The sequence below is a fragment of the Prevotella sp. E13-27 genome (assembly GCF_023217965.1).
Taxonomy (GTDB): Bacteria; Bacteroidota; Bacteroidia; order Bacteroidales; family Bacteroidaceae; genus Prevotella.
Genome location: NZ_JALPSC010000001.1, coordinates 1,064,321 through 1,089,571 on the forward strand (window position 1 = coordinate 1,064,321; position 25,251 = coordinate 1,089,571).

Sequence of the window (25,251 nt, forward strand, 5' to 3'; positions counted from 1 at the left end):
TATGGAATACAACTTCAGAGACATTGAGAAAAAATGGCAGAAGCGATGGGTAGAGAACGGCACCTATCGTGTTGTGGAAGACGAAACGAAGAAGAAATTCTATGTACTTAACATGTTCCCTTATCCCAGTGGAGCAGGCCTGCATGTAGGTCATCCTCTGGGATATATAGCATCAGACATATATGCACGCTATAAGCGTCTGTGTGGCTATAATGTGCTGAACCCCATGGGATATGATGCCTATGGACTGCCTGCTGAGCAGTATGCTATACAGACCGGACAGCACCCTGCCATCACTACTGAGCAAAATATCAACCGCTACCGTGAACAGCTGGACAAAATTGGCTTCTCGTTTGACTGGAGTCGTGAGGTGCGCACCTGTGAGCCAGGCTACTATAAGTGGACACAGTGGGCTTTCCAGCGCATGTTCCGCAGCTATTTCAGCACATCGTCGCAGAAGGCACAGCCCATCATAAAGCTCATTGAGCACTTTGAGCTGATGGGTACTGAGAACTGTGGCGCACTGGGCACAGAGGAACTGCATTTCACAGCTACTGAATGGGCTGCCTTCACGGAGAAGAAAAAGCAGGAGGTGCTCATGAACTACCGCATAGCCTATCTGGCAGAGACAATGGTGAACTGGTGTCCGGCACTCGGCACCGTGCTTGCCAACGACGAGGTTATCAACGGTGTCAGCGAGCGCGGCGGCTATCCTGTAGAGCAGAAGAAGATGCGTCAGTGGTGTCTGCGTGTATCAGCCTATGCAAAGCGCCTGCTCGATGGTCTCGACACCATTGACTGGAGCGACTCAATAAAGGAGGCACAGCGCAACTGGATAGGTCGTTCAGAAGGCACAGAGATGGAGTTTAAGATAGCAGGCCCTGTTCCCGAGGGTTCTCCTGAGGGCTTCACCATCTTCACCACCCGCGCCGACACCATCTTCGGCGTTACGTTCATGGTGCTGGCACCTGAGTCAGAGCTCGTTCAGCAGCTGACGACACCTGAGCAGAAGGCTGCCGTAGATGAATACTTAGCTTATGTGAAGAAGCGCACAGAGCGTGAGCGTCAGATGGACCACAGCGTCACAGGCGTGTTCTCTGGTTCGTATGCCATTAACCCATTCACTGATGAGAAAATTCCCATCTGGATTTCTGAATATGTGCTTGCCGGCTACGGCACAGGCGCCATCATGGCAGTGCCTGCTCACGACAGTCGTGACTATGCCTTTGCAAAGCACTTCAACCTGCCTATCATCCCACTTATCGAGGGTGCCGACGTCAGCGAGGAGAGCTTCGATGCGAAGGAAGGAATCGTGATGAACTCACCGAAGACCTCTCCCAACCCCTCCGAGGGAGTGGAGCCGTTTACCCTCAACGGTCTTACCGTCAAGGAGGCTATTGCCAAGACAAAGAAATATGTCACGGAGACAGGCATTGGCCGCGTGAAGGTGAACTATCGTCTGCGTGACGCTATCTTCTCACGTCAGCGTTACTGGGGCGAGCCGTTCCCTGTTTACTACAAGGACGGAATGCCTTACATGATTCCTACGGAGTGTCTGCCTCTGCAGCTGCCTGAGATCGATGACTACAAGCCAACGGCAACAGGTGAGCCACCACTCGGCCACGCAAAGAAATGGGCCTGGGACACGAAGACCGACACAGTGGTCGATTGTTCAGCAATCGACAACAAGACAGTCTTCCCACTGGAGCTGAACACCATGCCTGGCTTCGCAGGAAGCAGCGCCTACTACTTACGCTATATGGATCCGAAGAACGACAAAGCACTCACCGACAAGGCGAAGAACGAGTACTGGCGCTCAGTGGATCTCTATGTGGGCGGCTCAGAGCATGCTACAGGTCACCTCATCTACTCACGCTTCTGGGATAAGTTCCTCTATGACAGCGGCTACACCTGCGAGGACGAGCCATTCAAGAAACTTGTTAACCAGGGCATGATTCAGGGACGAAGCAACTTCGTATATAGAATAACCTCTCCCAACCCCTCCGAGGGAGGGGAGACAAAAGTCCCAACTTTTGTTAGCCTCGGGTTGAAAGACCAGTATGACGTCACTCCTATCCATGTGGATGTGAACATCGTAGCTAACGACGTGCTCGACATTGAGGCCTTCAAGGCTTGGCGTCCTGAGTATGCCAACGCAGAGTTCATTCTGGAGAACGGACAGTACATCTGCGGATGGGCTGTAGAGAAGATGTCGAAGTCGATGTACAACGTGGTGAACCCCGACAGCATCGTGGAGAAGTACGGTGCTGACACTCTCAGACTCTTTGAGATGTTCCTCGGTCCTGTGGAGCAGGCTAAGCCTTGGGATACCAACAATATTGAGGGCTCACACCGCTTCCTGAAGAAGTTCTGGAACATGGTTAGCTCAGCATGTGAGAGTGCTGACGCCAGTGCTGCAGCAACGCCAGAGGAGCTCAAGAGCCTCCACAAGCTGATAAAGAAAGTGACAGGCGACATAGAGCAGTTCTCTTACAACACTGCCATCTCGGCATTTATGATATGTAACAACGAGCTGGCACAGCTGAAGTGCAAGAACAAAGAGGTGATGAAGACTCTCGTGGTGCTCATCGCTCCATTTGCTCCTCACATGGCAGAAGAGTTGTGGGAGATGCTTGGTGGCGAAGGCAGCGTCTGCGATGCACAGTGGCCTACATGGAACGAGGAGTATCTCGTGGAGAGCCAGATGAAGATGGGTATAGCCTTCAATGGTAAGGCCCGCTTTGAACTGCAGTTCCCTGCCGATGCCGACAACGCCACCATTGAGGCTGCCGTCCGTGCCGACGAGCGCACTGCGAAATATGTGGAAGGCAAGCAGATTATGAAGGTTATCATCGTCCCTAAGCGTATGGTGAACATCGTATTCAAATAAATGACAATAGATCACAAGCTTATTCTTAAGGAGATCCAGGATTATGTTGGCATAACCCTTGGTCTCCTTCTGTATTCCTTTGGTTTCACCGTCTTCCTCATGCCCTATGAGATAGTGACGGGTGGTGTGGCAGGTATCTCGGCCATCATCTTCTATGCCACAGGATTCAACATTGAGTATAGCTATTTCCTCATCAATGCGTTGCTGCTCATAGTAGCACTGCGCATACTGGGATGGAAGTTCTTGTCGAAGACCATCTATGCCATTCTGGTGCTTTCGTTCCTACTGGGATTCTTCCAGACGCTGATGCCGCGCGACGAGGCAGGAAATTTCGTGAAGATACTGGGTGAGGGACAGAACTTCATGTCGCTCATCTTAGGCTGTACGATGACGGGATCTGCACTGGGTATAGTGTTCCTGAACAACGGCTCTACGGGCGGTACCGACATCATTGCTGCGTCGGTGAACAAGTACCATGACTTCTCCCTTGGCACGGTGCTCACATTCCTCGACTTGCTAATCATTGGCTCCTGTCTGTTGATACCTGCATTCGGAGACATGCTGCAGCGTACATACATGGTTGTGTTCGGCCTCTGCACGATGGTCATAGAGAACTTCATGCTCGACTTCCTGATGAACCGTCAGCGACAGTCGGTGCAATTCATGATATTCTCCAAAAAATGGCAGGAGATAGCTAATGCCATAGGCACACAGCTGGAACATGGCGTCACCATACTCGATGGTCACGGATGGTACACAGGACATGAACAGAAGGTGCTCTGTATCCTGGCAAAGAAGAACGAGAGTACCGTCATCTTCCGTATCATAAAGAGTATAGACCCGCAGGCGTTCGTGTCACAGAGTGCCGTAATAGGTGTCTTCGGTGAGGGTTTCGATCAGATAAAAGTGAAATAAGTGGAAGCTTCGACTTGGAACTTTGAAGGAGAAAGAAGATATGAAAATAGTTTTTGCAACGAATAATGCCCATAAGCTGTCGGAGATACGTGCCATACTGGGCGACAAAATAGAGGTGCTGTCACTGAAAGATATTGGCTGTGACGCGGATATTCCTGAGACAGGCACCACGCTGAAGGAGAACGCGCTGCAGAAGGCACGCTATGTGTGGGAACACTACCACATGAGCTGTTTTGCCGACGATACCGGCCTTGAAGTGGATGCACTGGATGGTGCTCCTGGCGTCTATAGCGCCCGCTATGCTGCCGTAAGGTACACTGCGACACTGCCGCAGTCTACAGATGAACAGCTCGCTCCCGCCTCCCACGACAGCGAGGCAAACATGACACAGCTGCTCGCCGATTTAGGAAATAATAACAACCGTAAGGCACGATTTCGTACTGTCATTGCGTTAATACTGAAGAAGGATGTGTGTCCCTGTGGCTGTACCAGCATCAAGCAGGAGCATCTCTTCGAAGGTGTCGTTGAGGGCGAGATAACTCGTGAGAGGAGTGGGGCAGAGGGCTTCGGCTACGACCCAATCTTCCGTCCCGATGGCTACGACAAGACATTTGCAGAACTGGGTGCTGACATCAAGAACCAGATAAGCCACCGCGCTCGTGCAACAGCAAAGCTCGCTGACTATCTGATGAGATTATAGAGGGTTTTAGACTATAGACTTTAGATTTAGACTTTAGACTACAGACTTTAGACTATTCTCTTACCTCTTACCTCTCACCTCTCACTTCTAACTTCTCACTTCTAAATAATGATGATTATGATGAAACAAAGTATTACAAAAAACTGGATTAAGATATTGATGGTTGTGGCGTTTTGTCTTCAATTCTCATTGCTTAGTTTTCAATCATCAGAATGTAAGGCACAGACAGGCTTGTGGCGTGCCTATATGGCCTATTCTGAGCCACAACAGATAGTAAAGGGAGGGAATAAACTCTATGTGAGAGCTTCTACAAACCTCTATAGCTATAACCTCAATGACCATAGCATCACTACTTATGACAAGATAGGTATCCTCAGCGACACACGCATCACACATATTGCATGGTCGGACGAGGCGAAGAAGCTGATCATCGTCTATGAGAATAAGAATATAGACCTATTGGCGGCCGACGACGAGGTGTTTAATCTCAGCTCCTACTACTCTCGTTCCATGACACAGGACAAGACAATAAACACCATCTATATCAATGGTCATATAGCCTATCTTTGCACCCGTTTCGGACTGGTGAAGATTGACATGCGTGAGAACGAGATAGCAGAGTCTTATATTCTGAGGCATAACATCACCGGTATGGGTATCGTAGGCTCTGCAATCTATGCAAAGGTGGAGGATGCTACGACTTATGTCATCACGGCAAATACTGGTGCAAACCTCATTGACCCGAGCAGTTGGACAACTACAACAGACTATCCTGCAAACATTTTCGACGTAAGCACTGCCGACTGGGATAACTATATAGAGATAGTGAAGACGCTGAAGCCTGGCGGACCAATGCACAACGTGTTTGAGTTCATGCGCTTTAAGAATAATACACTCTACAGCTGTGGCGGCGGCTTTAAGTCTGCACAGCTGTTGGATCTGGAGACTCCAGCCAACATTCAGATTCTCTCGAGCGACCGTGAGTGGACAATCTCCGAAGGAGAGAACGACATCCGAGGCCGTTTTGAAGATACAAAACATGAATCTTGGCAATTTATAGATATGATGGCGTTCGACGTTGATCCTGCTGACCCAACCCACATCTTTGGTGGCGCACGCTCAGGACTCTATGAATTCAAAGATGGAAAAGTTGTGAACTATTACAATCTGTCGAATTCTATTTTAGAAACGGCAGTGGCGGGTAATCCTAGCTACGTTTTGGTGGAAGGAGTAATGTATGACTCAGAAGGAAATCTGTGGATATTGCAGAGTATAACTCCTAATAACTCACTTTTGGTTATAACTAAGGACGGTGAATGGAAAAAGTTGAATCCATCAGAACTCATTTATAATGAAAAGCGTGTGCTTGGGGCTCTTCAGTTTCTCCTAATGGACAGCCGCGGACTTATATGGTTTGTCAATAACCACTATGACCGTCCGTCATTCTTCTGCTATGATCCGAAGACTAAAGAGGTTATTAATACGTTCACTAAGTTCACCAATCAGGACGGCACATCCTATGGTTCCGACACTTACTATCCTCGCTGCTTCGCAGAGGACCTCGACGGCAATATATGGATAGGTACGAGCATCGGTGCCTTCATGATTGAGGCAGCCAATATTTATACTCCTGGCACTTATCTCACACAGGTGAAGGTGCCTCGTAATGACGGTTCCGATCTTGCCGACTACCTCCTCTCGTCAGCTAATGTCACCTCGATAGTCATCGATGGTGCCGGACGTAAATGGTTCGGAACGATAGGTAGCGGAGCTTACCTTATAAGCAGGGACAACATGGAGGAGATACACCATTTCACTGCAGAGAATACACAGCTGCTATCAAACGACGTGATGTCGATAGCTGTTGATGATCGTACGGGAGAGGTGTTCTTCGGCACAGAGAAAGGACTGTGTTCATATATCAGCGATGCTACCGCTGCGGTGGATGAAATGAAGAAAGATGATGTCTATGCTTTCCCAAATCCTGTTCCATCGGGCTATAAAGGCCTTATAACGGTCCGTGGGCTGTCTTTTGATGCTGATGTGAAGATACTTACCGTCAGCGGCAAACTCGTGGCTCAGGGACGCTCTAATGGCGGCACATTCACTTGGAACGGTCGTGACCTCAAGGGACGTCGTGTTGCATCAGGTGTATATATGATTGCCACAGCAACCAGCGACGGCAAGTCGGGCGTGGTGGCAAAGGTGGCTATCGTTAACTGATGGGACAACAGATACTTTCCGTATATTGCTGGAAGAAGATAGGATATGTGTTATTTGATGCCGATACAGACTTTCAGCCATTTCCAGTTGCTTTTCTCTACTGCTTTTGTAACAAGTACTGGCAGAAATATGCCTGAAAGCACATTCAACACATAGAATAAAAGGAAGAGGTCTTCGTTGTAGAAGATTCTTTTCCACAGAAGTAATTCTACGAAAGGTTGGAAAATAAAAGACATGAGGAAAATCTGGTAGATGTACTCCCTAAAATAATGGAATAACTTGGGCTGTACCAATGCAATTTGCTGGCTGACAGCAATCATCATCAAAATACCGATCATTGATGTGAGCAATGGTATCTCCATCCAGAACGAGAGGGCATATAGAGCGATTGTGGCCAGACAGATTATGCGATTCCTAAGATACTGGTAAAGCTCATAGCGGAAGATGAAGATTCCGAAAAAGAAGTAGACTAGGTATTTGTTTAGCGTGAAGAAGAAGAAATAGTTTTCTGGAGTTAGCGGCAAAAAATCTGCGAAATAGAATGCTGCTGTCAGCAATAGGAAAGACGTCATCCTTACTATGCTTTTACTGAGCCATACGAATAGCGGATATAGCATCATGAACCAGAGCAGTACAGAAAGAAACCACAGATGAGCTGATGGGTGTTGATAGAAAATGTAGAAAGACTCCAAGTAGTTTCCAATTGAAAAGACAACTTTCGTCTTTGTAAATGGATTAAATAATAATTTGAAGAAATAGAAGAAAGTGACAAAGAAAAGAAATGGATATAGAATTCTGTTTACTTTGTCAACATACAGATCCTTGACGCTCCATCCTTTACGAATTCTGCTCAGATATAGTAATCCACCAGAACAAAAGATAAAGAGAGGCATTCTAATGGGGTTAAATGGTTCGCAAACGCTTGTGCAAAAGGTATGATTTTCCCCTGTGGACAAATCAATAAGATTTACGTGAAACATGACAACAAGGATGATGTTTAATCCGCGTAGTAACGATAGCCACTCAATCCGATTAGAAATGTGTATAGTCATGTTATACTTATAACTTTAGCTCCTTAGTTTATATTATCAATAAGTTCCTAAACAATCATGATGTAATTAACAGTGCACTCTGTTAGTTTAGTGGGCCTCTAACCAGTTCTGTCCGAAGCCTGAGTCTGCTATGAGGGGAACGCTGAGAGGGAAGGCTGCCTGCATCTCTTCCATCACGATGCGCTCCACCTGCTCTTTCTCTTCGGGATAGACTGAGAAGTTAAGTTCGTCGTGTACCTGCAGAATCATCTTTGAACGGATACCTTCCTTCTTGAAGCGTTCGAAGATGTGTATCATTGCAACTTTTATTATGTCGGCTGCCGTTCCCTGGATGGGGGCGTTGATGGCGTTGCGCTCAGCAAAGCCGCGAACGGTGGCGTTCTGAGAGTTGATGTCGGGCAGATAGCGACGACGACCGAAGAGGGTAGTGGCATAGCCTTTCTCTCGCACCATCTGTTTAGAACGTTCCATGTAGTCGTGTACCTGTGGGAAGGTCTCGAAATAGCCGTCAATGAGCTGTTTAGCCTCGTCGCGACTGATGTCAAGACGCTCTGCCAGTCCGAAGACGGTGATGCCGTAGATGATGCCGAAATTAGCGCGCTTAGACTTCGTTCGCTCGTCGCGGGTAACATCTTCTATAGGTTTCTTGTAGATGTTAGCAGCGGTGGCAGCGTGCAGGTCCTTGCCTTCACGGAAGACGCGCACCATGTTCTCGTCCTGCGACAGATGGGCCATCACACGCAGTTCTATCTGAGAGTAGTCAGCAGAGAAGAACAGACAGCCAGGCTCCGGCACGAAGGCTTTTCTTATCTCCTTGCCGTCCTCACCGCGGATAGGTATATTCTGGAGATTTGGATCGCTGCTCGATAGTCGTCCAGTGGCGGTGATGGTCTGGTTGAACGATGTATGGATATGTCCTGTACGAGGGTTGATGAGCTTCGGAAGGGCATCGATATATGTGCCGATAAGCTTTTTTAAGCCTCTGTGTTCAAGTATGTCGGCTACTATCTCATGCTTGTTCTTCAACTGCATGAGCACCTCTTCTGAGGTCACATACTGGCCGGTCTTGGTTTTCTTTGCCTTCTCAACAATCTTCAGCTTGTCGAAGAGAATCTCGCCAACCTGCTTTGGGGAGGCTATGTTGAACGACTGTCCTGCCAGCTCGTAGATACGTCGCTCTATCTCATTCATTCGGTCTGTGAACGCCTTCGATGTCTCGTTGAGTGAGGCTGTGTCAAGGCATACACCGTTCATCTCCATCTCTGCCAGCACTGGCATGAGAGGCATCTCTATGTCGTAGAACAGACGCTCGCATTCGAGACGTTTCAGCTCTGGCTCCAGCTTCTCCTTCAACTGTAGTGTGATATCGGCATCCTCGCATGCATATTCATAGACCTCGCTTGGTTGTAGGTCGCGCATAGACCGCTGATTCTTTCCCTTCGGACCAATCAGTTCGTCAATGTGGACTGTCTGATAGTTGAGATAGACCTCAGCCATATAGTCCATGTTATGATGAAGCTCGGGCTGGATGAGGTAGTGGGCTATCATGGTGTCCCACATGGGTCCAGAGAGGTGAATGTTATAATTCCTTAAAACTTCTAAATCGTATTTAATGTTCTGTCCGACCTTCAAAATTTCAGGGTCTTCATACAACGGTTTAAAGATATTAACAATTCGCAACGCTTCTTCACGATTGGCAGGAATGGGAACATAAAATGCCTCGTGAGGTGTCACTGAGAAGCTCAAACCCACCAATTCGGCATCGATTGGAGAGGTAGAAGTGGTCTCTGTATCTAAACAGAGAATATTTTTTGTCTTGAAAATCGAAAAAATTTCAAGCATTTTCTCCTCAGTATCAATGAGTTGGTAATTATGAGCCACTGTTTTAACGCTCTCAAAACTCGTGTTTTTTTCTTCAGTCTGGCTCTCGGCCGAGAAGAAATCAAAGAGAGAAAGCTCTCCGTTAGCAGGTTTTGGCTTCTTTTCAACTTTTTTAAGAACTCTGTCTTTTAAGCTCTTAAACTCCAGTTCGGTGAAAATCTTGTCGAGTTTCTCTTCATCAGGATTCTGAAGCTTCAATGAGTCGAGTGTGATGTCTGTCGGCACATCGGTTTTTATCGTTGCGAGGTAGTAGCTCAACTTGATATCGTCAATATGACTCTCTACTTTTGTCTTCAGCGCGCCTTTCAGTTCACTGGTGCGCTGAAGGAGCTGTTCCACGGAACCGAATTCATTGATAAGTTTCACGGCGGTCTTTTCGCCTACGCCAGGACAACCGGGGAAGTTGTCGGCAGAGTCGCCCATGAGTGCCAGCAAATCGATGACTTGGGCTGTTTTTTCAATTCCGTACTTCTCACACACCTCGGCAGGGCCCATTGTTTCATAGCCTCCACCATGGCGAGGACGGAAGATCTTCACGTTATCACTGACAAGCTGTCCATAATCCTTGTCGGGGGTGAGCATGAAGACTTCAAGGTCTTTTTCGTCACTTAGCTTTGTTGCCAATGTGCCGATGACATCGTCAGCTTCAAAGCCATCGACCTGTATCACTGAGATTCGATAGGCTTCAAGCAACTCTTTGATGATGGGTATGGCACGACGAATATCCTCTGGTGTTGCCTCACGTTGTGCCTTATATGCAGGGTAGGCCTCACTGCGGAATGTGGGGCCGTGAGGGTCGAAAGCTACGCCTATATGTGTGGGCTTCTCTTTTTCCAGCACTTCCTGCAGGGTGTTCACAAAACCTATAATGGCTGAGGTGTTCAAGCCCTTGGAGTTTATACGTGGGTTCTTTATGAACGCATAGTAAGAACGGTAGATGAGCGCGTAGGCATCAAGAAGAAACAGTTTGTTCATTATCTTATTATTGTTTGTTTCGGGTGTGGTAAAGTACATTGTGAATGTGCCCTACAATATAATTTTCGTGTAAAATTACTAAATTATTTCTCATATACCGAACTTTTTCACTAATTTTGTCACAAATTTTATTTTGACATGGATTACTTGCACCTTATCAAACAGCCTATTGAACAGGAATTGCTCGATTTCATCGAACTATTTAATTCGTCATTACAGCATGAGGATGGACTTCTTTCAAGTGCCCTTTCACACATTCGTCAGCGTGGTGGAAAGCGCATGCGTCCGATGCTCATACTTCTTATGGCAAAGAACTATGGTGAGGTGACACAAGTTTCACAGCATGCTGCAGTAGGTCTTGAGTTGCTTCACACGGCATCTCTCGTTCACGATGATGTTGTTGATGAGAGTCAGGAGCGTCGCGGACAGGCAAGTGTGAACGCATCCTATAACAATAAGGTAGCTGTTTTGGTTGGTGACTATATCCTTTCTACGGCTCTTCTCCATGTTGCTAAGACCGGTAATAAGCGTATAGTAGAATATCTGGCTGAGCTGGGTCGTACGCTTGCAGCAGGTGAGATTCTGCAACTGACAAACATCCGTAATCAGGAGATATCAGAAGAGGTTTATTACCAGATAATAAAGAATAAGACGGCAGCTCTTTTTGAGGCCTGCGCAGCTATTGGTGCCCTTTCCGCCGGTGCCGGTGAGGACGATGTGTTTAAGGCCGGTCAGTTTGGACAGGACCTGGGCATAATGTTCCAGATACGCGATGATATCTTTGATTATTATGACTCTCAGGAGATAGGTAAGCCAACAGGTGCCGACATGGCAGAAGGAAAGCTCACTCTTCCAGTTATCTACGCTCTGAATTCGAATAAGATGGACTCAATGATGAACCTCGCGCTGAAGGTTAAGCAGGGTGGGGTGAACGCAGATGAGATTGCCGTTCTTGTGGAATTTTCAAAGAAGGCAGGAGGCATAGAATATGCTGAGCAGCGTATGCGCGACTATCATCGGCTCTGTCAGAAATATATTGATGAAAACGTGAAGGACAAGAGCATCAGTGATGCCTTGACTGCCTATATAGACTTTGTGATTGAAAGAAAGAGCTAATATCTAAACTTTCAAGCAAGATTTTGGGAAATAAAAGAGTATCTGTCAAAACACAAGATTTCTTTTAAGAACAACGGATTTCACGGATTAAACGGATTTTCTAAGTTACTGATTATCAGTAGGGCTTAAATCCGTTTAATCCGTGAAATCCGTTGTAGTAATTTTGAAACGTTCTCTTGTCTATAAACATCCCTCCCCTCTGGAGGGCTTGGGTGGGTTTTTAGAAGAATTTTACTTCTTCACCTACAACCTCGCTCAACAGCAGGTTTGCCAGACGACTGGTACCCATACGGAACCAGTGGTTGGTAAGCCATTTCTCGCCCAGAACTTCTTTCACGATGGTGTACATGATGAGGGCGTCCATGACGCTGTTAAGACCACCGGCAGGCTTGAAACCAATCTGTATGCCTGTCTCATTGTAGTACTCCTTGATAGCCTGACACATCACATAGGCAGCCTCTGGTGTAGCAGCAGGCTCGAGCTTTCCTGTAGATGTCTTGATATAGTCGGCACCGGCATACATTGAGAGAATAGAGGCAATCTTGATGTTCTTTGCGGTCTTCAGACAGCCTGTCTCAAGGATGACCTTCATGTCATGCTCACCGCATGCTTCTTTCTGCTGCTGAATCTCATCTACAACGGTCTCGTAGTCGCCTTCAAGCATAGAACCTACAGGCAGCACGATGTCAATCTCTGTGGCACCGTCCTTAATGGCGAGCTGTGTCTCGATGGTCTTTACCTCAATGAGGCTCTGGCTGCTGGGGAACGAACCGCTGACGCAAGCAACCTCTACACCTTCTACCTCGAGGGTCTCGCTAACGGTCTTAGCGAAGCGAGGATAGACGCAGATTGTTGCCACGTGGGGCAGGGTGGGGTAAGCCTCTTCAAACTGGTTCACCTTCTCTGTGAAGGCCATAACAGAGGTCTCAGAGTCAGTGGTCTTCAGGGTGGTGAGCTCAACACTTCCCAACAGGAATTTCTTTACCTCTGGTGTATCGTTCTCATGTACTTTCTCTGCAATGATTTTCTTAACTGCTTCCTTCACTTCCTCGTCAGTGATGTCGAGGTTATACTTCTTCAGAGCCTCTTCAATGCGGCTCGTTGGCTGTGCATGATTGTGCTCATGCTCGTGATCATGATGATGTTCGCTCATAGTAAATGATTTTTTATTATATCAAGAATTAGAGAATTGGAGAATTCTTTTTTCTGGAATTATTTGAATTTGAGACTCGACCTGTGGTCGAAATATTAGCTTATATTTTGTATTTTTATTCTTTGAGTTTGGGGTTATTATGATGTCTGTCTTTATCGCGAGAGGTTTTCTTTTCTATCGATTTCTGAAGCTCTTCGGTGAGGTCTATTCCAGTTTGGTTTGCCAGGCAGAGGAGCACCCAAAGAACGTCGGCCATCTCGTCGCCTAACGCTGCCTTGCCATTATCCTTTGCACGCTCGTCGGTGGCTTTCCACGACTGTTCGCCATAGCGACAGGCAATGATCTTTGCCAGCTCGCCCACCTCCTCTGTGAGAACGGCCATGTTGGTCAGTTCAGAGAAGTAGCGCACACCATATTCGTGTATCCACTGGTCAACAGTCTGTTGTGCTTCCTGTATTGTCATCGGTTCAATAATAGTACTATGAATAACGTTACTGTGCAGACAAGCATGATGATGATGTTTTGGGTATTATCTCGTCGGTAAGCCTCCCAGTGGAATGCCTTATAGATGACTTCTGTTACCCATATTGCTATGCCAATCAGGATAACCCATGTAGCCCATGATGGTTTCCCTACGACGTAGAGAATAACACCAATCATCATAAGAATCATGCTCGATACTTCTATCTCTCTTAGATATTTCTTCATTACCGTTATTTATCTAATTTAATCCCACTCCCTTGGGGAGGGGTTAGGGGTGGGCTTCATTCTTTGTTCTTAGTATCCATGCATATTGTTACTGGACCGTCATTGATCAAGGCGACCTTCATGTCAGCTCCGAAGATGCCAGTTGCAACAGTGCGTCCCATCTCTTCACTCAAACGACCGCAAAAGAGCTCGTATAAGGGCACGGAAATCTCGTGACGGGCTGCTCTAAGCCAAGAGGGACGATTACCCTTCTTGTAGCTTGCAAATAGCGTGAATTGGCTAACGACGAGGCAGTCACCGCCCACATCCATTATGCTTCTGTTCATCACGCCATTTTCATCGTCGAAAACACGCAGGTTAACTATCTTTTTCACCAGCCACTCCACGTCGTCTTGATTGTCCTCTTCACATACGCCCAAGAGTATCATATAGCCATTGCCGATGCTGCCATGTACGTTGCCGTCAATGGTCACAGATGCTTCTGTTACGCGTTGAATTACAGCTCTCATATAGTCTTGTAAACTGGGATTATCTTATGGATTTTTACTTGTTTTGGCAAAGATAGTTATTTTTATTGTTTTCGCAAAACTATTTATGTGTTTTTGACTATTTTGCTTCTCTTTCTTTTGACTCTAGTCCTTTATCGGTGTGGAAATAATCATAGATTATCTGTGCTTTAGAAGCTCCTAAGACATCTGTAAGTGCCTGTATATCAGCCTCTTTTATGCGCTTAACACTCTTAAGTTTATTGAGAAGGAGTTCTTTCGTCTTTGGACCAATGCCATGTATATCGTCAAGTTCTGAGTGTAATGCATGTTTTGAGCGCTTGTCACGGTGGAAAGTGATGGCAAAACGATGCACCTCGTCCTGTAGTTGGGTGAGCACATGGAATAGCTCTGACTCCACTTTCAGCTGTATGGTGCGGGGAGGAAATCCATACAATAGTTCGTTAGTACGATGCTTGTCGTTTTTGGCAAGACCGGCTATAGGAATGTTGATGTTCAGTTCGTCCTGTATAACCTCACGAATGACTTCCATCTGCCCTTTACCACCATCGGCAACGATGAGGTCGGGTAGGGGTTGCTGTTCCTCAATGAGTCGCTCATAACGACGGCGTACAACCTCTTTCATCGATGCATAGTCGTCTGGTCCAACAACTGTCTTTATGTTGTAATGCTTGTAGTCTTTCTTTGAAGGCTTCATCTTTTTGAACACCACACAAGCTGCGACAGCATCCGTTCCTGAAATGTTGGAGTTGTCAAAGCACTCTATCTGATATGGCATCTTTGGTAGCCCAAGCTTCTCCTGAAGCTCTTTCATCAGACGTACTTGTTTCTGTTCAGGATTGAGCTTCTCAGCTTGTTTCAAACGGTCAAACTTATATTGTTTTCCGTTCATCTCTGAGAGCTCTAACAGCGTCTTTTTATCGCCTTGTTTAGGTATGGTGAATCTTACTCCCTCAAGCTCCATCTCTGGGTCAAAAGGCACTATAATCTCCTTTGAATTGCTCTTGAAACGCTCACGCATCTCTACTATTCCTAGCTGCAGAAGTTCCTTTTCATTCTCGGCAAGACGCTTCTTGAACTCAAAGGTAAACGACTGGTTTATGCTGCCATTCGACACATGCAGATAGTTTATGAAAGCCGTATTCTCGTCGTTGGTTATAGTGAATATGTCAACGTCTGTTATGGTGTGCGAGACCACTTCACTACGTGCAACAAACGAGTCGAGAGCCACGAATTTCTTCTTAAGTTCCTCGGCTTCTTCAAAGCGAAGATCTTCTGCGAGGGCCATCATTTCCGCTTTCATGTCACGCAAAATCTGTCGAGTGTTTCCTTTTAGAATCTCACGTGCCTGAGCAATGTTTTTTTGATAGTCTTCGTAGCTCTGTTTGTTGACGCAAGGTCCGTAGCAGTTCTTGATGTGATACTCCAAACAAACCTGATATTTGCCGCTTTCAATGCCCTCTTTTGTCATTGGCTGACGACATTTTCGCGGCTTATAGAGGTCGTTTATCAATTCAAGAATGGCATACATCGTGCCTATATGACTATATGGCCCATAGTATGTACCCCATTTTTTATTTATGTTTCTTGTCTTGAAAATACGAGGAAGATATTCGTTGGTGATACAGATGGAAGGGTAGGTCTTACCGTCTTTAAGTAAGACATTGTATCGAGGGTTGTATTTCTTTATCAACGAATTTTCGAGTAGCAAGGCGTCCTCTTCGGTGTTTACGACCGTATAGCTAATGTCCCATATCTTTGACACCAGCACTTTAGTTTTGAATCGGTCAACCTCCGTGTGAAAATATGAAGACACACGAGACTTAAGGTTCTTTGCCTTTCCTACGTATATTATCTCGTGTTTATCGTCATAGTATTGATAGCTGCCTGGCTTTTCAGGCAGACGACTTACAATACTTTTTAGATAAGCCAAGCGCTTCTCGTTTTCTTCCTTTGTCATCTTGCTTTTGTTTCACGTGAAACTTTTCAACACAAAACCCCTCTCTTTTTAAGGGAGGGGTAGGGAATTATATCTTCAAAAGTGTTGTCAGCTCGATTCCTTCGAACAGATCACGACCATGAAGTCCTTCGTCAGTAATTTCTATAATAAAGTTCATCATTACCTTCTTTGGCTTGAAGTGCTGTACGAGGTTATATGCAGCTTTTGCGGTTCCACCGGTAGCAAGCAAATCGTCATGTATTAAAACAACATCATCGTTGTCGATGGAATCGAGATGCATCTCAATTGTATCTACTCCATACTCCTTTGAGAATGATTCTTTGATGACTGCATAAGGAAGCTTTCCTGGTTTGCGTGCGAGAACAACTCCACAACCTAGTCTGCCAGCCAATGCACTTGCCATTACAAATCCTCTACTCTCGATTCCAACGATTTTTGTTATGCCCTTGTCCTTATAAAGCTCATACAATTCATCGAGCATAATTTGCATACATTCACCACTCTTGTAAAGTGTTGTTACGTCGCGGAAGTTAATTCCCTTTTTCGGAAAATCTGGTATACAACGCAGATTATCCATTAATACTTTGTTATTCATATTTATTATTTTATGTTGTTAAACACTCAAAAAGTTTCACGTGAAACAACCATGAATTGTTTCTTATAACTCTCAATTCTCACCTCTCAATTCTCACCTCTCAATTCTCACCTCTCAATTCTCACCTCTCTCATCTGCCCATTAATACAAGAAGTGCGTTGATGTCGCTCGGGCTTACGCCAGGTATGCGGCTTGCCTGGGCGAGTGACACCGGACGTATAGCTGTTAGTTTCTGTCTTGCCTCGGTAGAAAGACTGTTTATTGCATTGAAATCAAATGATGCTGGTATTCGGATATTCTCCAAGCGATGCATCTTCTCTGCAACGATTTTCTCACGTTCTATATATCCTTTATATTTAATTCGTATCTCTGCTGCTTCAGCAATTTCTTCCTGTCGTTCGGTGATATGATTAATACGTTCGTTTAATTCTGGAATTATTGTTTTCAGATTGTTGAAGTTAAGCTGTGGACGAGCGATAAGTTCTTCGAGTTTAACGCCAAACTGTAGTGGGGTGGTGCCCAGTGCTTCCAGTTTTGGATTAATCTCCTTTGCCTTGATGGGGAGGTTCTTACAAAACAGTTCCATTTCTTCGATTTCTGTCTTTTTCTTCATCCAGTAATCGTAGCGTTCTCTTGTCGCAAGACCTATTTCGTAGGCACGTTCAGTTAGTCGTGCGTCGGCATCATCCTGTCTGAGAAGTATGCGATACTCGGCTCTTGAGGTGAACATGCGGTATGGTTCGTCCACGCCTTTTGTCACGAGATCATCAATTAGAACGCCAATATAAGCTTCATCACGAGCGAGAGTAAATGTCTTTTTGTCTGAACCATCGCCGCCAATTGAACCCGCTTTCAGCGCTGCATTGATGCCTGCCACGAGTCCTTGTCCGGCAGCTTCCTCATAGCCCGTTGTGCCGTTCACCTGTCCTGCGAAGAACAATCCGCTCACCACTTTTGACTCCAGCGTATGACTCAGCTGTGTGGGATCAAAGAAATCGTATTCTATGGCATAGCCAGGACGATATACATGTGCCTGTTCCAGTCCTGGTATAAGTCGTAGAGCGGCTATCTGTACGTCCATTGGTAACGAAGAAGAAAAACCGTTAAGATACATCTCGTTGGTATCGCATCCCTCTGGCTCAAGGAAGAGCAGGTGCAGGTCACGGTCGGGGAAAGTGACAAGTTTTGTCTCTATCGATGGACAGTAGCGCGGCCCTATGGACTGTATCTGTCCGTTATATAGCGGCGAGTCCGCCAGTCCTGACCGGAGCATCTCGTGAACGGCAGTGTTTGTATAGCATTCCCAGCATGGCAGTTGGGGTAGGGGCTCTCTTTTCTCGTTTAAATAAGAGAAACGATAGGAGCGCTGTTCGCCATCCTGTTGGCGCAGTTTTGAGAAGTCCACACTACGCTTGTCAATACGTACCGGTGTGCCCGTCTTCATGCGTGCTGAGCGTATGCCGTGACGTGTGATGCTCTCGGTGAGATGCAGCGCTGCAGGCTCTGCTATACGTCCGCCAGCAACCATCTTACGACCTATGTGCATCAATCCGTTGAGGAATGTGCCGGCAGTGATGACGATGCTTGGAGCACGAAGCTCACAGCCCCAGATGGTCTTAACCCCCATCGCTTTCCCTGACTCTAGAATTAATTCATCTACTTGATCCTGCCATATGTCAAGATTGTCGGTTTCATCAAGACGGCGGCGCCACTCCCAGATGAATTTTCCACGGTCGCACTGTGCACGTGGGCTCCATACAGCGGGTCCCTTGCCCACGTTGAGCATGCGGAACTGTATGGCAGTGGCATCGGTAACAAGCCCCATCTGTCCACCCATGGCATCTATCTCGCGCACAATCTGTCCTTTGGCAATGCCGCCTACAGCAGGGTTGCATGACATCTGTGCTATTTTGTTCATGTCCATAGTCACCAGACAGGTCTTTGCTCCCATCCTTGCTGCGGCACTCGCTGCTTCACAGCCTGCGTGACCGCCACCAACAACTATTACGTCGTAATTGAATATCATTTTATCTTCTTATTGTTATATATTTAGAGGTTAGAGGTTAGAAGTGAGAGGTAAGAGGTTAGCTCTTTTACTCCTTTTTCTCTTAGTTTTCTGCGTTTATCCAACTATCCTCTCACCTCTTACCTCTCACTTCTCACCTCTTAAAAACCGTTCTCTCTCCGCTATAAATCGATGCACTCCCTGGCTTATGCTTCGCAAGCCGAAGAGTGACGGGTCAACCTTATTGAAAGGTATCCATTGCAGTTCGGCAACATCGTCGTGGGCATGTGGCTCTGCATCGGCATCCACACGTACGAGATAGAACATGTCGAGCGTATGGACGGTCATGCCGCTATATTCGTATAGATTAGGAATGGAGAAAAGATATCTCACGTCTTCCATTGTAACGGTCATGCCAGTCTCTTCAGTGATCTCGCGAAGCAGTCCTTCCTCGGCCGACTCCTCCATGTCCACGAAGCCGCCAACGATGTCGAGAGTGCCTTTAGCAGGCTCTTTTCCGCGGCGTGCCACGAGCAGTTCGTCGGGCTTGCCCTGTCCGTTCTTTGAACGTACTATGAATGCCACGGTGGCAGAGCACGCGTTGGCATAATAGACAAAACCGCATGAGCGGCAACGCTTGCTCTTGATGTTGTTCTCTTCGAACTCATGACTGCCACAGACGGGACAGTACTGAAACGTCTTTAGAGGGTGTTCCATTGAAAAACGATTACTTATGGCCTATTAAAAAATAGAAACTGTTTGCTTAGAATTTGCAATATTACTAAAAGTTAAGGGTAAAACAAAGAAATGTTTTTTCTTTTTTCACTATGACAGAGCATTTTCCCAAACTTTGATGGTATTATTGCGAAAAAAACAGTAATTTTGCAAACAACACTAACAATTTAATCTGTATTAAGATGAAGAAACTATTACTGACAGCTGTCTGCATGCTGTCGTTGGGTGCCTATGCCGATGAAGGCATGTGGACACTCTACAACCTGCCACAGGCTGTCTATGAGAAAATGAAAAGCGAGGGCTATGAGCTGCCCTATGAACAGCTCTATCAGGCTGATGATGCCATCATGAAGTCGGTTGTTAACTTCTCTGGCTATTGCTCAGGCGTGGTGGTATCGCCCGACGGTCTTGTCTTCACCAACCACCACTGCGGCTTCGAGGCTATACGCTCTCACTCTACCGTGGAACATGACTATATGCTCAATGGCTTCTGTGCGAAGTCTTACGAGGAAGAGCTGCCAAACAAGAACATGTTCGTATCGTTCATGGTGGAACAGAAAGACGTCACCGACAAGGTCATTACCAACGCTTTCAAAAAGATGACCCATGCTCAGCGTGAGACCTATCTTGATTCGCTTGAGAACGCATGGTCGAAGGATGTGAAGAAGCAGGACTCCACACTGCGCCTGGAGCTGAAGCCTTTCTACGAGGGCAACCGCTATTTCGCCACTACCTATCGTGACTTCACCGACCTGCGTCTGGTGTTCACCATTCCTAAGTCTATGGGTAAGTTTGGTGGTGAGACCGACAACTGGATGTGGCCGCGCCAGACCTGCGACTTCTCCGTGTTCCGCATCTATGCCGACCCCAAGACTAATGGTCCGGCAGAATACTCCAAGGACAATGTGCCCTATCATCCAGAGCACTGGGCTCGTGTGTCAGACGAGGGATATAAGGAAGGCACATTCTCTATGACCATCGGCTATCCTGGCTCTACGTCGCGCTATCTCTCCAGCTATGGCATCACTGAGCGCTATGCTGAGAATGCCATCCGTGCACAGGTGCGTGGCGTGAAACAGGAGGTGATGAAGCGCCACATGGATGCCTCTGAGGCAGTACGCATAAAATATGACTCGAAATATGCGCACAGCTCAAACTACTGGAAGAACTCCATTGGCATGAACAAATGTATTGACTCCATTGGCCTCATTAAGCAGAAACAGCAGTTCGAGCTTCAGCTGAAGGCGTGGATGGACTCCACTGGCCACTATAGCGGACAGCTCGACTTCGACAAGATGGCTAAGCTCTATGAGAAGCGTCTGGAGCTGAGAAAGCTGCGTATGTACTGGATGGAGACTTTCCGTGGCAATGACGAGTTGACAACACGTGCCATGGCGGTGTCTAGGGCTGTGTCTAACGGTGAGCGCTATTTCACAGTAAAAGACAATCGTGAAACGTTCGATGTCGATACCGACAAGGACATACTCGTGGCATTGCTGAAGAATTATCGTGCCAAAGTTACTGACGAGGCCTATCTGCCCGACTTCTATAAGACTATAGAGGGAAAATACAAGGGTAACTACGAGAAGTTCGTAAACCATCTGTATAAGAAGTCAAAGGTGATGAAGAGCGGTAAGGTGCTCCACACCCAGAAGCCTAATATGTACCGTGAGGTGGGTGTTGCCTATGGCCGCAGCGTGTCAAAGATTATCAGCAAGATAAACAAGGAGCTGAAGAAGCTCAACGATGACATTAACCGTCAGGAGCAGTTGCTCTGTGCTGCCAAGCTGCGCATGGAGGAAGACCTGCCACACTACAGCGATGCCAACTTCACCATGCGTCTGAGCTATGGTCAGGTAAAGGAATATAAGTTAGGTGGCTGGAAATCAGGCTATTACACCGCTGCGTCAAGCATGTACCAGAAGATGGTACTGGGTGACAAGATCGAGGACTATCGCGTGGAACCTGAGATGAAGACCCTGCTCTCTGATGCCTCTGACGCAAAGAAGGCTAACCCATACCGTGACACGAAGACGGGCGAGATGCAGCTCTGCTTCCTTACTACCAACGACATCACCGGTGGTAACTCCGGTTCACCTATGTTCGATGGTAAGAACCGTCTCATCGGACTGGCCTTCGATGGCAACTGGGACTCACTGTCGAGTGACATCTTCTTCGACTCTCAGCTTGCACGCTGCATAGGTGTTGACATACGCTACGTGCTCTTCATGATGGACCGTTGGGGACATGCCGATCGTCTGTTGAGAGAGGTGAGAGGTGAGAAGTGAGAGGTTAGAGGTTAGAAGTTAGAGGTGAGAAGTAAGAGGTGAGAAATCTAATTATTATAATGGCCGCCTGGCTGTGTGTCGTTGCTGATGCACAGTCAGGCGGTTATAATTTGGATTTCACTGTCTCTGAGCGCAATTTCGCTGACACGCTTAGCATCGAGTTCGACCACGACCGCGTGATGGTACCCGTCGTCGTAGGTGGCGACACACTGCGCTTCCTGCTCGACACCGGTGCCAGTCAGGCGGTGGTCTATGACGATAGCCCTATCAGCGGCTGCGTGCCCGACGGTTTTATTCTCTCCCACGATGCAGTAGGCCACACCGACACCGTTGCTGTGATGAAGCTCCCATCAGTATATCTCGGACGTATCACGTTTACCGGATTGCGTGCCACGTTGCAACATCGTGCCGTGAAACGTAGCGGCATCGATGGCATCCTGGGCTTTGACATCGTGAACCGCGGACTGCTGATGAAGGTTGACGTGGAGCACCGACGGCTCATCATTACCGACCGGAAGAAGTTCTTCGACAAGGAAAAAGGCTATTCTTTGCGATATAAGCTCAACTATCACGTGCCATACATCACCATAGAGCCGTTTAGAGGCTTCAAGGAGCGCGTTCTTTTCGATACTGGTAGCAGACACCTATACGCCATGAAATGGGCGAGCTACGAGGCCGCAGAGCGTTTCTGTGTGGCTCAGAACCCTAAACAGGTAGAAGGACGCACCTATGGGCGCTATGCCATAGGTCTTCATGGCACCGAACCGTCAGGACCTGTGGCATTTCTTGCTTTAGACCGTCTTGCCTTCGGAGAGTTCGGATTCTGCGATGTGCATACTCTTACCACGCAGGGCGGCTCCCATATCGGTGCTCCTCTGTTGCGATATGGTGCCGTGGTGTTCAATCCGCGCCGTAAGCGTGTCATCTTCCAGCCATATACCGACAATGACTATTGTGTTGTTGCCAATGAGCAGCTTAAGAAGGCCATTGTCAACGAAAAAGGTAAGCCTGTAGTTGGTCTCGTGTGGGACAAGAGCGAGGCCTACAAGGCAGGTCTCCGTCAGGGAGACATTATAATAAAAGCCGACGAAAGAACTATTAATTCTTTCGCCGACTATATTTCTTTCCGTCCGATAATCGGACATGTCTATCGTGTTATCGTGCGCGACAGGCGCGGTTTCCAGAAAGAGGTTTACATGGAGTGGTAACCACTCACCTCTAACCTCTCACCTCTAGCTTCTAACCTCTCACCTCTCCTAATAATTCACCACCGAACCGCTTGGTGTGCGATACCAGTCCTTATAGTTGCTTACGTTAGCGCCCCATTCACCGAAGTCTGCATAGGCAGCGGTGATGTTCACGCGCTCTGTAGGCCAGAACCACTTGCCGTTCTCGTCGCCGCTGACTACGATGACGAGTGGTGACTTACCTGTTTCCACCTTGCGTGTCACTCTGACGGTCTCGCCTTTGCTGCCTTTCACCTCGATGCCGATAGGCAGCTGGTCAACCTTTGCATTGTCGCTGATCTCGATGGTGCCCAGTATGGCGAAGTGGTTAGTATCTACCTTGTCGGTGTTGACCATCGTCTTTACTGAGCTGGCACCCATGGCGCTGTGTACTTCTGCACCTACGCGTATAGGCTCACTGCCCTCGCCATAGGTGACATAGGTCTCCATAGTACCACCTGCAGCAACAATCTCCAGTGTTGACTCGCCTTTGACAGGTGCTGACAGGCGTACAATGACGTCGTTGAAGTCGAAGTCGTCGGTAGTACCCAGGTCCTCAAATGCGTAGTAATAGTACATTGTTGGCTCCTCTATTACGATGGCGCTCTTTCCGCTGATGCCTGCGTTACACTCGGTAGCCTCTATGGTCTCGGTGATGTCGTCCTTGCTCTTCAGTGACATCTTCACGTTGTCACCCTGATCCCAGTAAGGATAGTTGCCGTTGACAGAGCTGTCATACTTGTCGCACTGCTCCCAGTGGTTGTTAGTAGCCACGATGAGGTAGTTACGGTATGTGATTGAGCGGCGCTGTGTGAGGCTTGTGGCAGTAATCTTCTTTGCCTGTACGACAGCATAGCCGTTGGCATCGGTCTCAGGACCGTAGAAGCCGAAATAGCAGCCGTCAGCATCAGCATGGCAGGTGATGGTCTCTGCTATCTTGAAGATTGACTTTCCTGTCATCTTGGTGTAGCCAATGCCGTGGAACATGTTCTTTGCCTCCACGCTTCCGTCGAGTTTGAACTCGCCCTGGTTCTGACCGAGGTTCATATAGAAGTCCTCGTCGCAAACAAGCTTACAGTTGTTGATGACGTTCCATGAGCCACCCTCATACTTGAAGTTGTTACAGTGGTAGTAACCGTTGTTAACCCATGAGTTGTTGTTGCTGTTCACAAAGGCCTGACCGCTGATCTCACACTTGCCTGTGTTGAGGAAGTGACCAGAACCTGCTGTGTGCATGCTTCCGGCAGTAATCTCGTTGTCATTGACAATGACAGATTGGTTGTTCTCTACGCTAATCTCACCGTCAACCTTCACTATGTTTGCGTTGTAAAGCAAGCTGGTGTTGTTGACGCTGAGCTTCGGAGCCTCTATGGTACCCTTGTTATACATGTGAAGACCGTTGTTGACCTTCAGTTCGCCTTTGGCAATAATCTTTGCGCCCTTGGCAAGGTAGTAGTTGTCACCGCCCTGAAGGTTACCTGCATCGCCAGCACTGATAATAAGTGTTGCACCCTCAATGAGATACACTTCGGTGTTGGAAGCAACATAGAATTGGCGGTTGCTGTAGTCGTTGTAGCCCTTGATATAGAGCTTACCGCCTGAGGTCTTCGAACCGTCCCATTTTCCCCAGATGTTCACGCCGCCAGTGTGACTCTCGTCGATATAGCTGGTGCCGATGTCATAACCCCACTGACCCACTTCGTCGTAGCTCTTCACTCCTGCAGGCACTGCGCTGAGGAAGTTCTCGTCGTCAGCCATTGATGGGAAGTTGAAGCTGCTGCTATATGACTTTGCCTTGAACACGCCGCGTGTCATGTTGCGTGCTGCTGCCTCCTCGGCATCGAAGCTTACCTTCAGGTCGCTGCCAGTAACGTTTACGGTCTCGTAGCGCATGTAGTTCTGTGAGTCATAGACAGCAACATACAGGCGTGTCACGTCGTTAGGACATGCCACGGTGATGGTCTTCTGCTCCTGCTTGGCAATCGTTCCAACATAGATTGGAGCGACATTCTGACCAACAGGGCTTGCAGCATAGACCTTAAGTGTTCCTTCAGCAATCACAGAGTTTATTGTCAACTGAACAGAACTGCTTGTGCTCCATGTCTGATTGGGGTCAACCTCGCGACCGCCAAGCACAAAGTTCTTAAAGTTTTCAGTGCTTTCCTTTTCTTTACGGCTCTGGTCGTAAAGGTCGGTTTCGTGTGAACAACTTGCAGCGGCAAAGGCTATTGCCATCACAGTCATTCCTTTTGCAAAAGAGAAATAATTCATAAATTCTATTTGATTTTCGGGGAGATGTCATAGGCTTGAATCCCCGTAATTT

At 47.3% G+C, this 25,251-nt stretch carries 18 protein-coding genes; 7 read left to right on the forward strand and 11 right to left on the reverse strand.

The genetic code is table 11. The features are described from left to right. Position 1: 1 nt before the first annotated feature. The 4 genes from leuS (at position 2) to M1L52_RS04500 (ending at position 6,728) form a co-directional block, all read left to right on the forward strand. Positions 2 to 2,890 carry a leucine--tRNA ligase gene (leuS, locus tag M1L52_RS04485; RefSeq protein WP_248613680.1) on the forward strand — a complete coding sequence of 963 codons (2,889 nt, stop codon included), beginning with the start codon at positions 2 to 4 and terminating at the stop codon, positions 2,888 to 2,890. Further along, a complete protein-coding gene (locus M1L52_RS04490) occupies positions 2,891 to 3,805 on the forward strand; it encodes a YitT family protein (protein WP_248613682.1) in 915 nt (304 codons plus the stop codon). A gap of 40 nt (positions 3,806 to 3,845) precedes the next feature. Continuing rightward, positions 3,846 to 4,505 (forward strand): non-canonical purine NTP diphosphatase, encoded by a 660-nt coding sequence (locus M1L52_RS04495; RefSeq protein ID WP_248613684.1) that lies wholly within the window; start codon positions 3,846 to 3,848, stop codon positions 4,503 to 4,505. 117 nt (positions 4,506 to 4,622) lie between these two features. Continuing rightward, positions 4,623 to 6,728, forward strand: coding sequence for a Por secretion system protein (locus M1L52_RS04500; RefSeq protein ID WP_248613686.1), 2,106 nt, complete (start codon positions 4,623 to 4,625; stop codon positions 6,726 to 6,728). 50 nt (positions 6,729 to 6,778) lie between these two features. Here M1L52_RS04500 and M1L52_RS04505 read toward each other — a convergent pair whose 3' ends face one another. Beyond that, positions 6,779 to 7,780 (reverse strand): acyltransferase family protein, encoded by a 1,002-nt coding sequence (locus M1L52_RS04505; RefSeq protein ID WP_262917934.1) that lies wholly within the window; start codon positions 7,778 to 7,780, stop codon positions 6,779 to 6,781. Positions 7,781 to 7,867: 87 nt separating this feature from the next. Further along, entirely contained in the window at positions 7,868 to 10,636 is a 2,769-nt protein-coding gene (polA, locus tag M1L52_RS04510; protein WP_248613688.1) for a DNA polymerase I, read from the reverse strand. Between the two features lie 138 nt (positions 10,637 to 10,774). On the opposite strand from polA, the gene M1L52_RS04515 reads away from it, so the two are divergent. Beyond that, entirely contained in the window at positions 10,775 to 11,752 is a 978-nt protein-coding gene (locus tag M1L52_RS04515; RefSeq protein WP_248613690.1) for a polyprenyl synthetase family protein, read from the forward strand. Between the two features lie 220 nt (positions 11,753 to 11,972). Here the strand turns inward: M1L52_RS04515 and deoC are convergent, their stop codons facing one another. The 8 genes from deoC to M1L52_RS04555 all read right to left on the reverse strand — a co-directional run bounded on the left by deoC (position 11,973) and on the right by M1L52_RS04555 (position 19,396). Further along, complete coding sequence (gene deoC, locus M1L52_RS04520) at positions 11,973 to 12,905, reverse strand: deoxyribose-phosphate aldolase (protein ID WP_248613695.1); 933 nt, start codon at positions 12,903 to 12,905, stop codon at positions 11,973 to 11,975. 115 nt (positions 12,906 to 13,020) lie between these two features. Continuing rightward, on the reverse strand, positions 13,021 to 13,368 hold the full coding sequence (locus tag M1L52_RS04525) for a nucleotide pyrophosphohydrolase (protein WP_248613701.1): 348 nt from the start codon (positions 13,366 to 13,368) through the stop codon (positions 13,021 to 13,023). After that, positions 13,365 to 13,613 (reverse strand): hypothetical protein, encoded by a 249-nt coding sequence (locus tag M1L52_RS04530; RefSeq protein WP_248613704.1) that lies wholly within the window; start codon positions 13,611 to 13,613, stop codon positions 13,365 to 13,367. The genes M1L52_RS04525 and M1L52_RS04530 overlap by 4 nt, the downstream gene beginning before the upstream one ends. 56 nt (positions 13,614 to 13,669) lie before the next feature. Beyond that, a complete protein-coding gene (gene dtd / locus M1L52_RS04535) occupies positions 13,670 to 14,122 on the reverse strand; it encodes a D-aminoacyl-tRNA deacylase (protein WP_248613707.1) in 453 nt (150 codons plus the stop codon). A 97-nt stretch (positions 14,123 to 14,219) separates the two neighbouring features. Then, on the reverse strand, positions 14,220 to 16,079 hold the full coding sequence (uvrC, locus tag M1L52_RS04540) for an excinuclease ABC subunit UvrC (protein WP_248613708.1): 1,860 nt from the start codon (positions 16,077 to 16,079) through the stop codon (positions 14,220 to 14,222). Positions 16,080 to 16,146: 67 nt separating this feature from the next. Beyond that, positions 16,147 to 16,674, reverse strand: a complete 528-nt coding sequence (locus tag M1L52_RS04545) for an adenine phosphoribosyltransferase (protein WP_248613709.1) — start codon at positions 16,672 to 16,674, stop codon at positions 16,147 to 16,149. 130 nt (positions 16,675 to 16,804) lie between these two features. Continuing rightward, positions 16,805 to 18,700, reverse strand: coding sequence for a tRNA uridine-5-carboxymethylaminomethyl(34) synthesis enzyme MnmG (mnmG, locus tag M1L52_RS04550; RefSeq protein WP_248613711.1), 1,896 nt, complete (start codon positions 18,698 to 18,700; stop codon positions 16,805 to 16,807). Between the two features lie 126 nt (positions 18,701 to 18,826). Continuing rightward, positions 18,827 to 19,396, reverse strand: a complete 570-nt coding sequence (locus M1L52_RS04555) for an NUDIX hydrolase (RefSeq protein ID WP_248613714.1) — start codon at positions 19,394 to 19,396, stop codon at positions 18,827 to 18,829. 200 nt (positions 19,397 to 19,596) lie between these two features. Between M1L52_RS04555 and M1L52_RS04560 the strand changes: the two genes are divergently transcribed. Both M1L52_RS04560 and M1L52_RS04565 read left to right on the forward strand, forming a co-directional pair. Then, the gene (locus M1L52_RS04560) at positions 19,597 to 21,702 is read left to right on the forward strand and encodes a S46 family peptidase (RefSeq protein ID WP_248613716.1); all 2,106 of its coding nucleotides are present in this window, start codon (positions 19,597 to 19,599) and stop codon (positions 21,700 to 21,702) included. A 38-nt stretch (positions 21,703 to 21,740) separates the two neighbouring features. Further along, positions 21,741 to 22,910 (forward strand): aspartyl protease family protein, encoded by a 1,170-nt coding sequence (locus M1L52_RS04565; RefSeq protein WP_248613718.1) that lies wholly within the window; start codon positions 21,741 to 21,743, stop codon positions 22,908 to 22,910. Positions 22,911 to 22,958: 48 nt separating this feature from the next. On the opposite strand, the gene M1L52_RS04570 is transcribed toward M1L52_RS04565, so the two are convergent. Continuing rightward, positions 22,959 to 25,199, reverse strand: a complete 2,241-nt coding sequence (locus tag M1L52_RS04570; protein WP_248613720.1) for a DUF4842 domain-containing protein — start codon at positions 25,197 to 25,199, stop codon at positions 22,959 to 22,961. Positions 25,200 to 25,251: the final 52 nt, after the last annotated feature.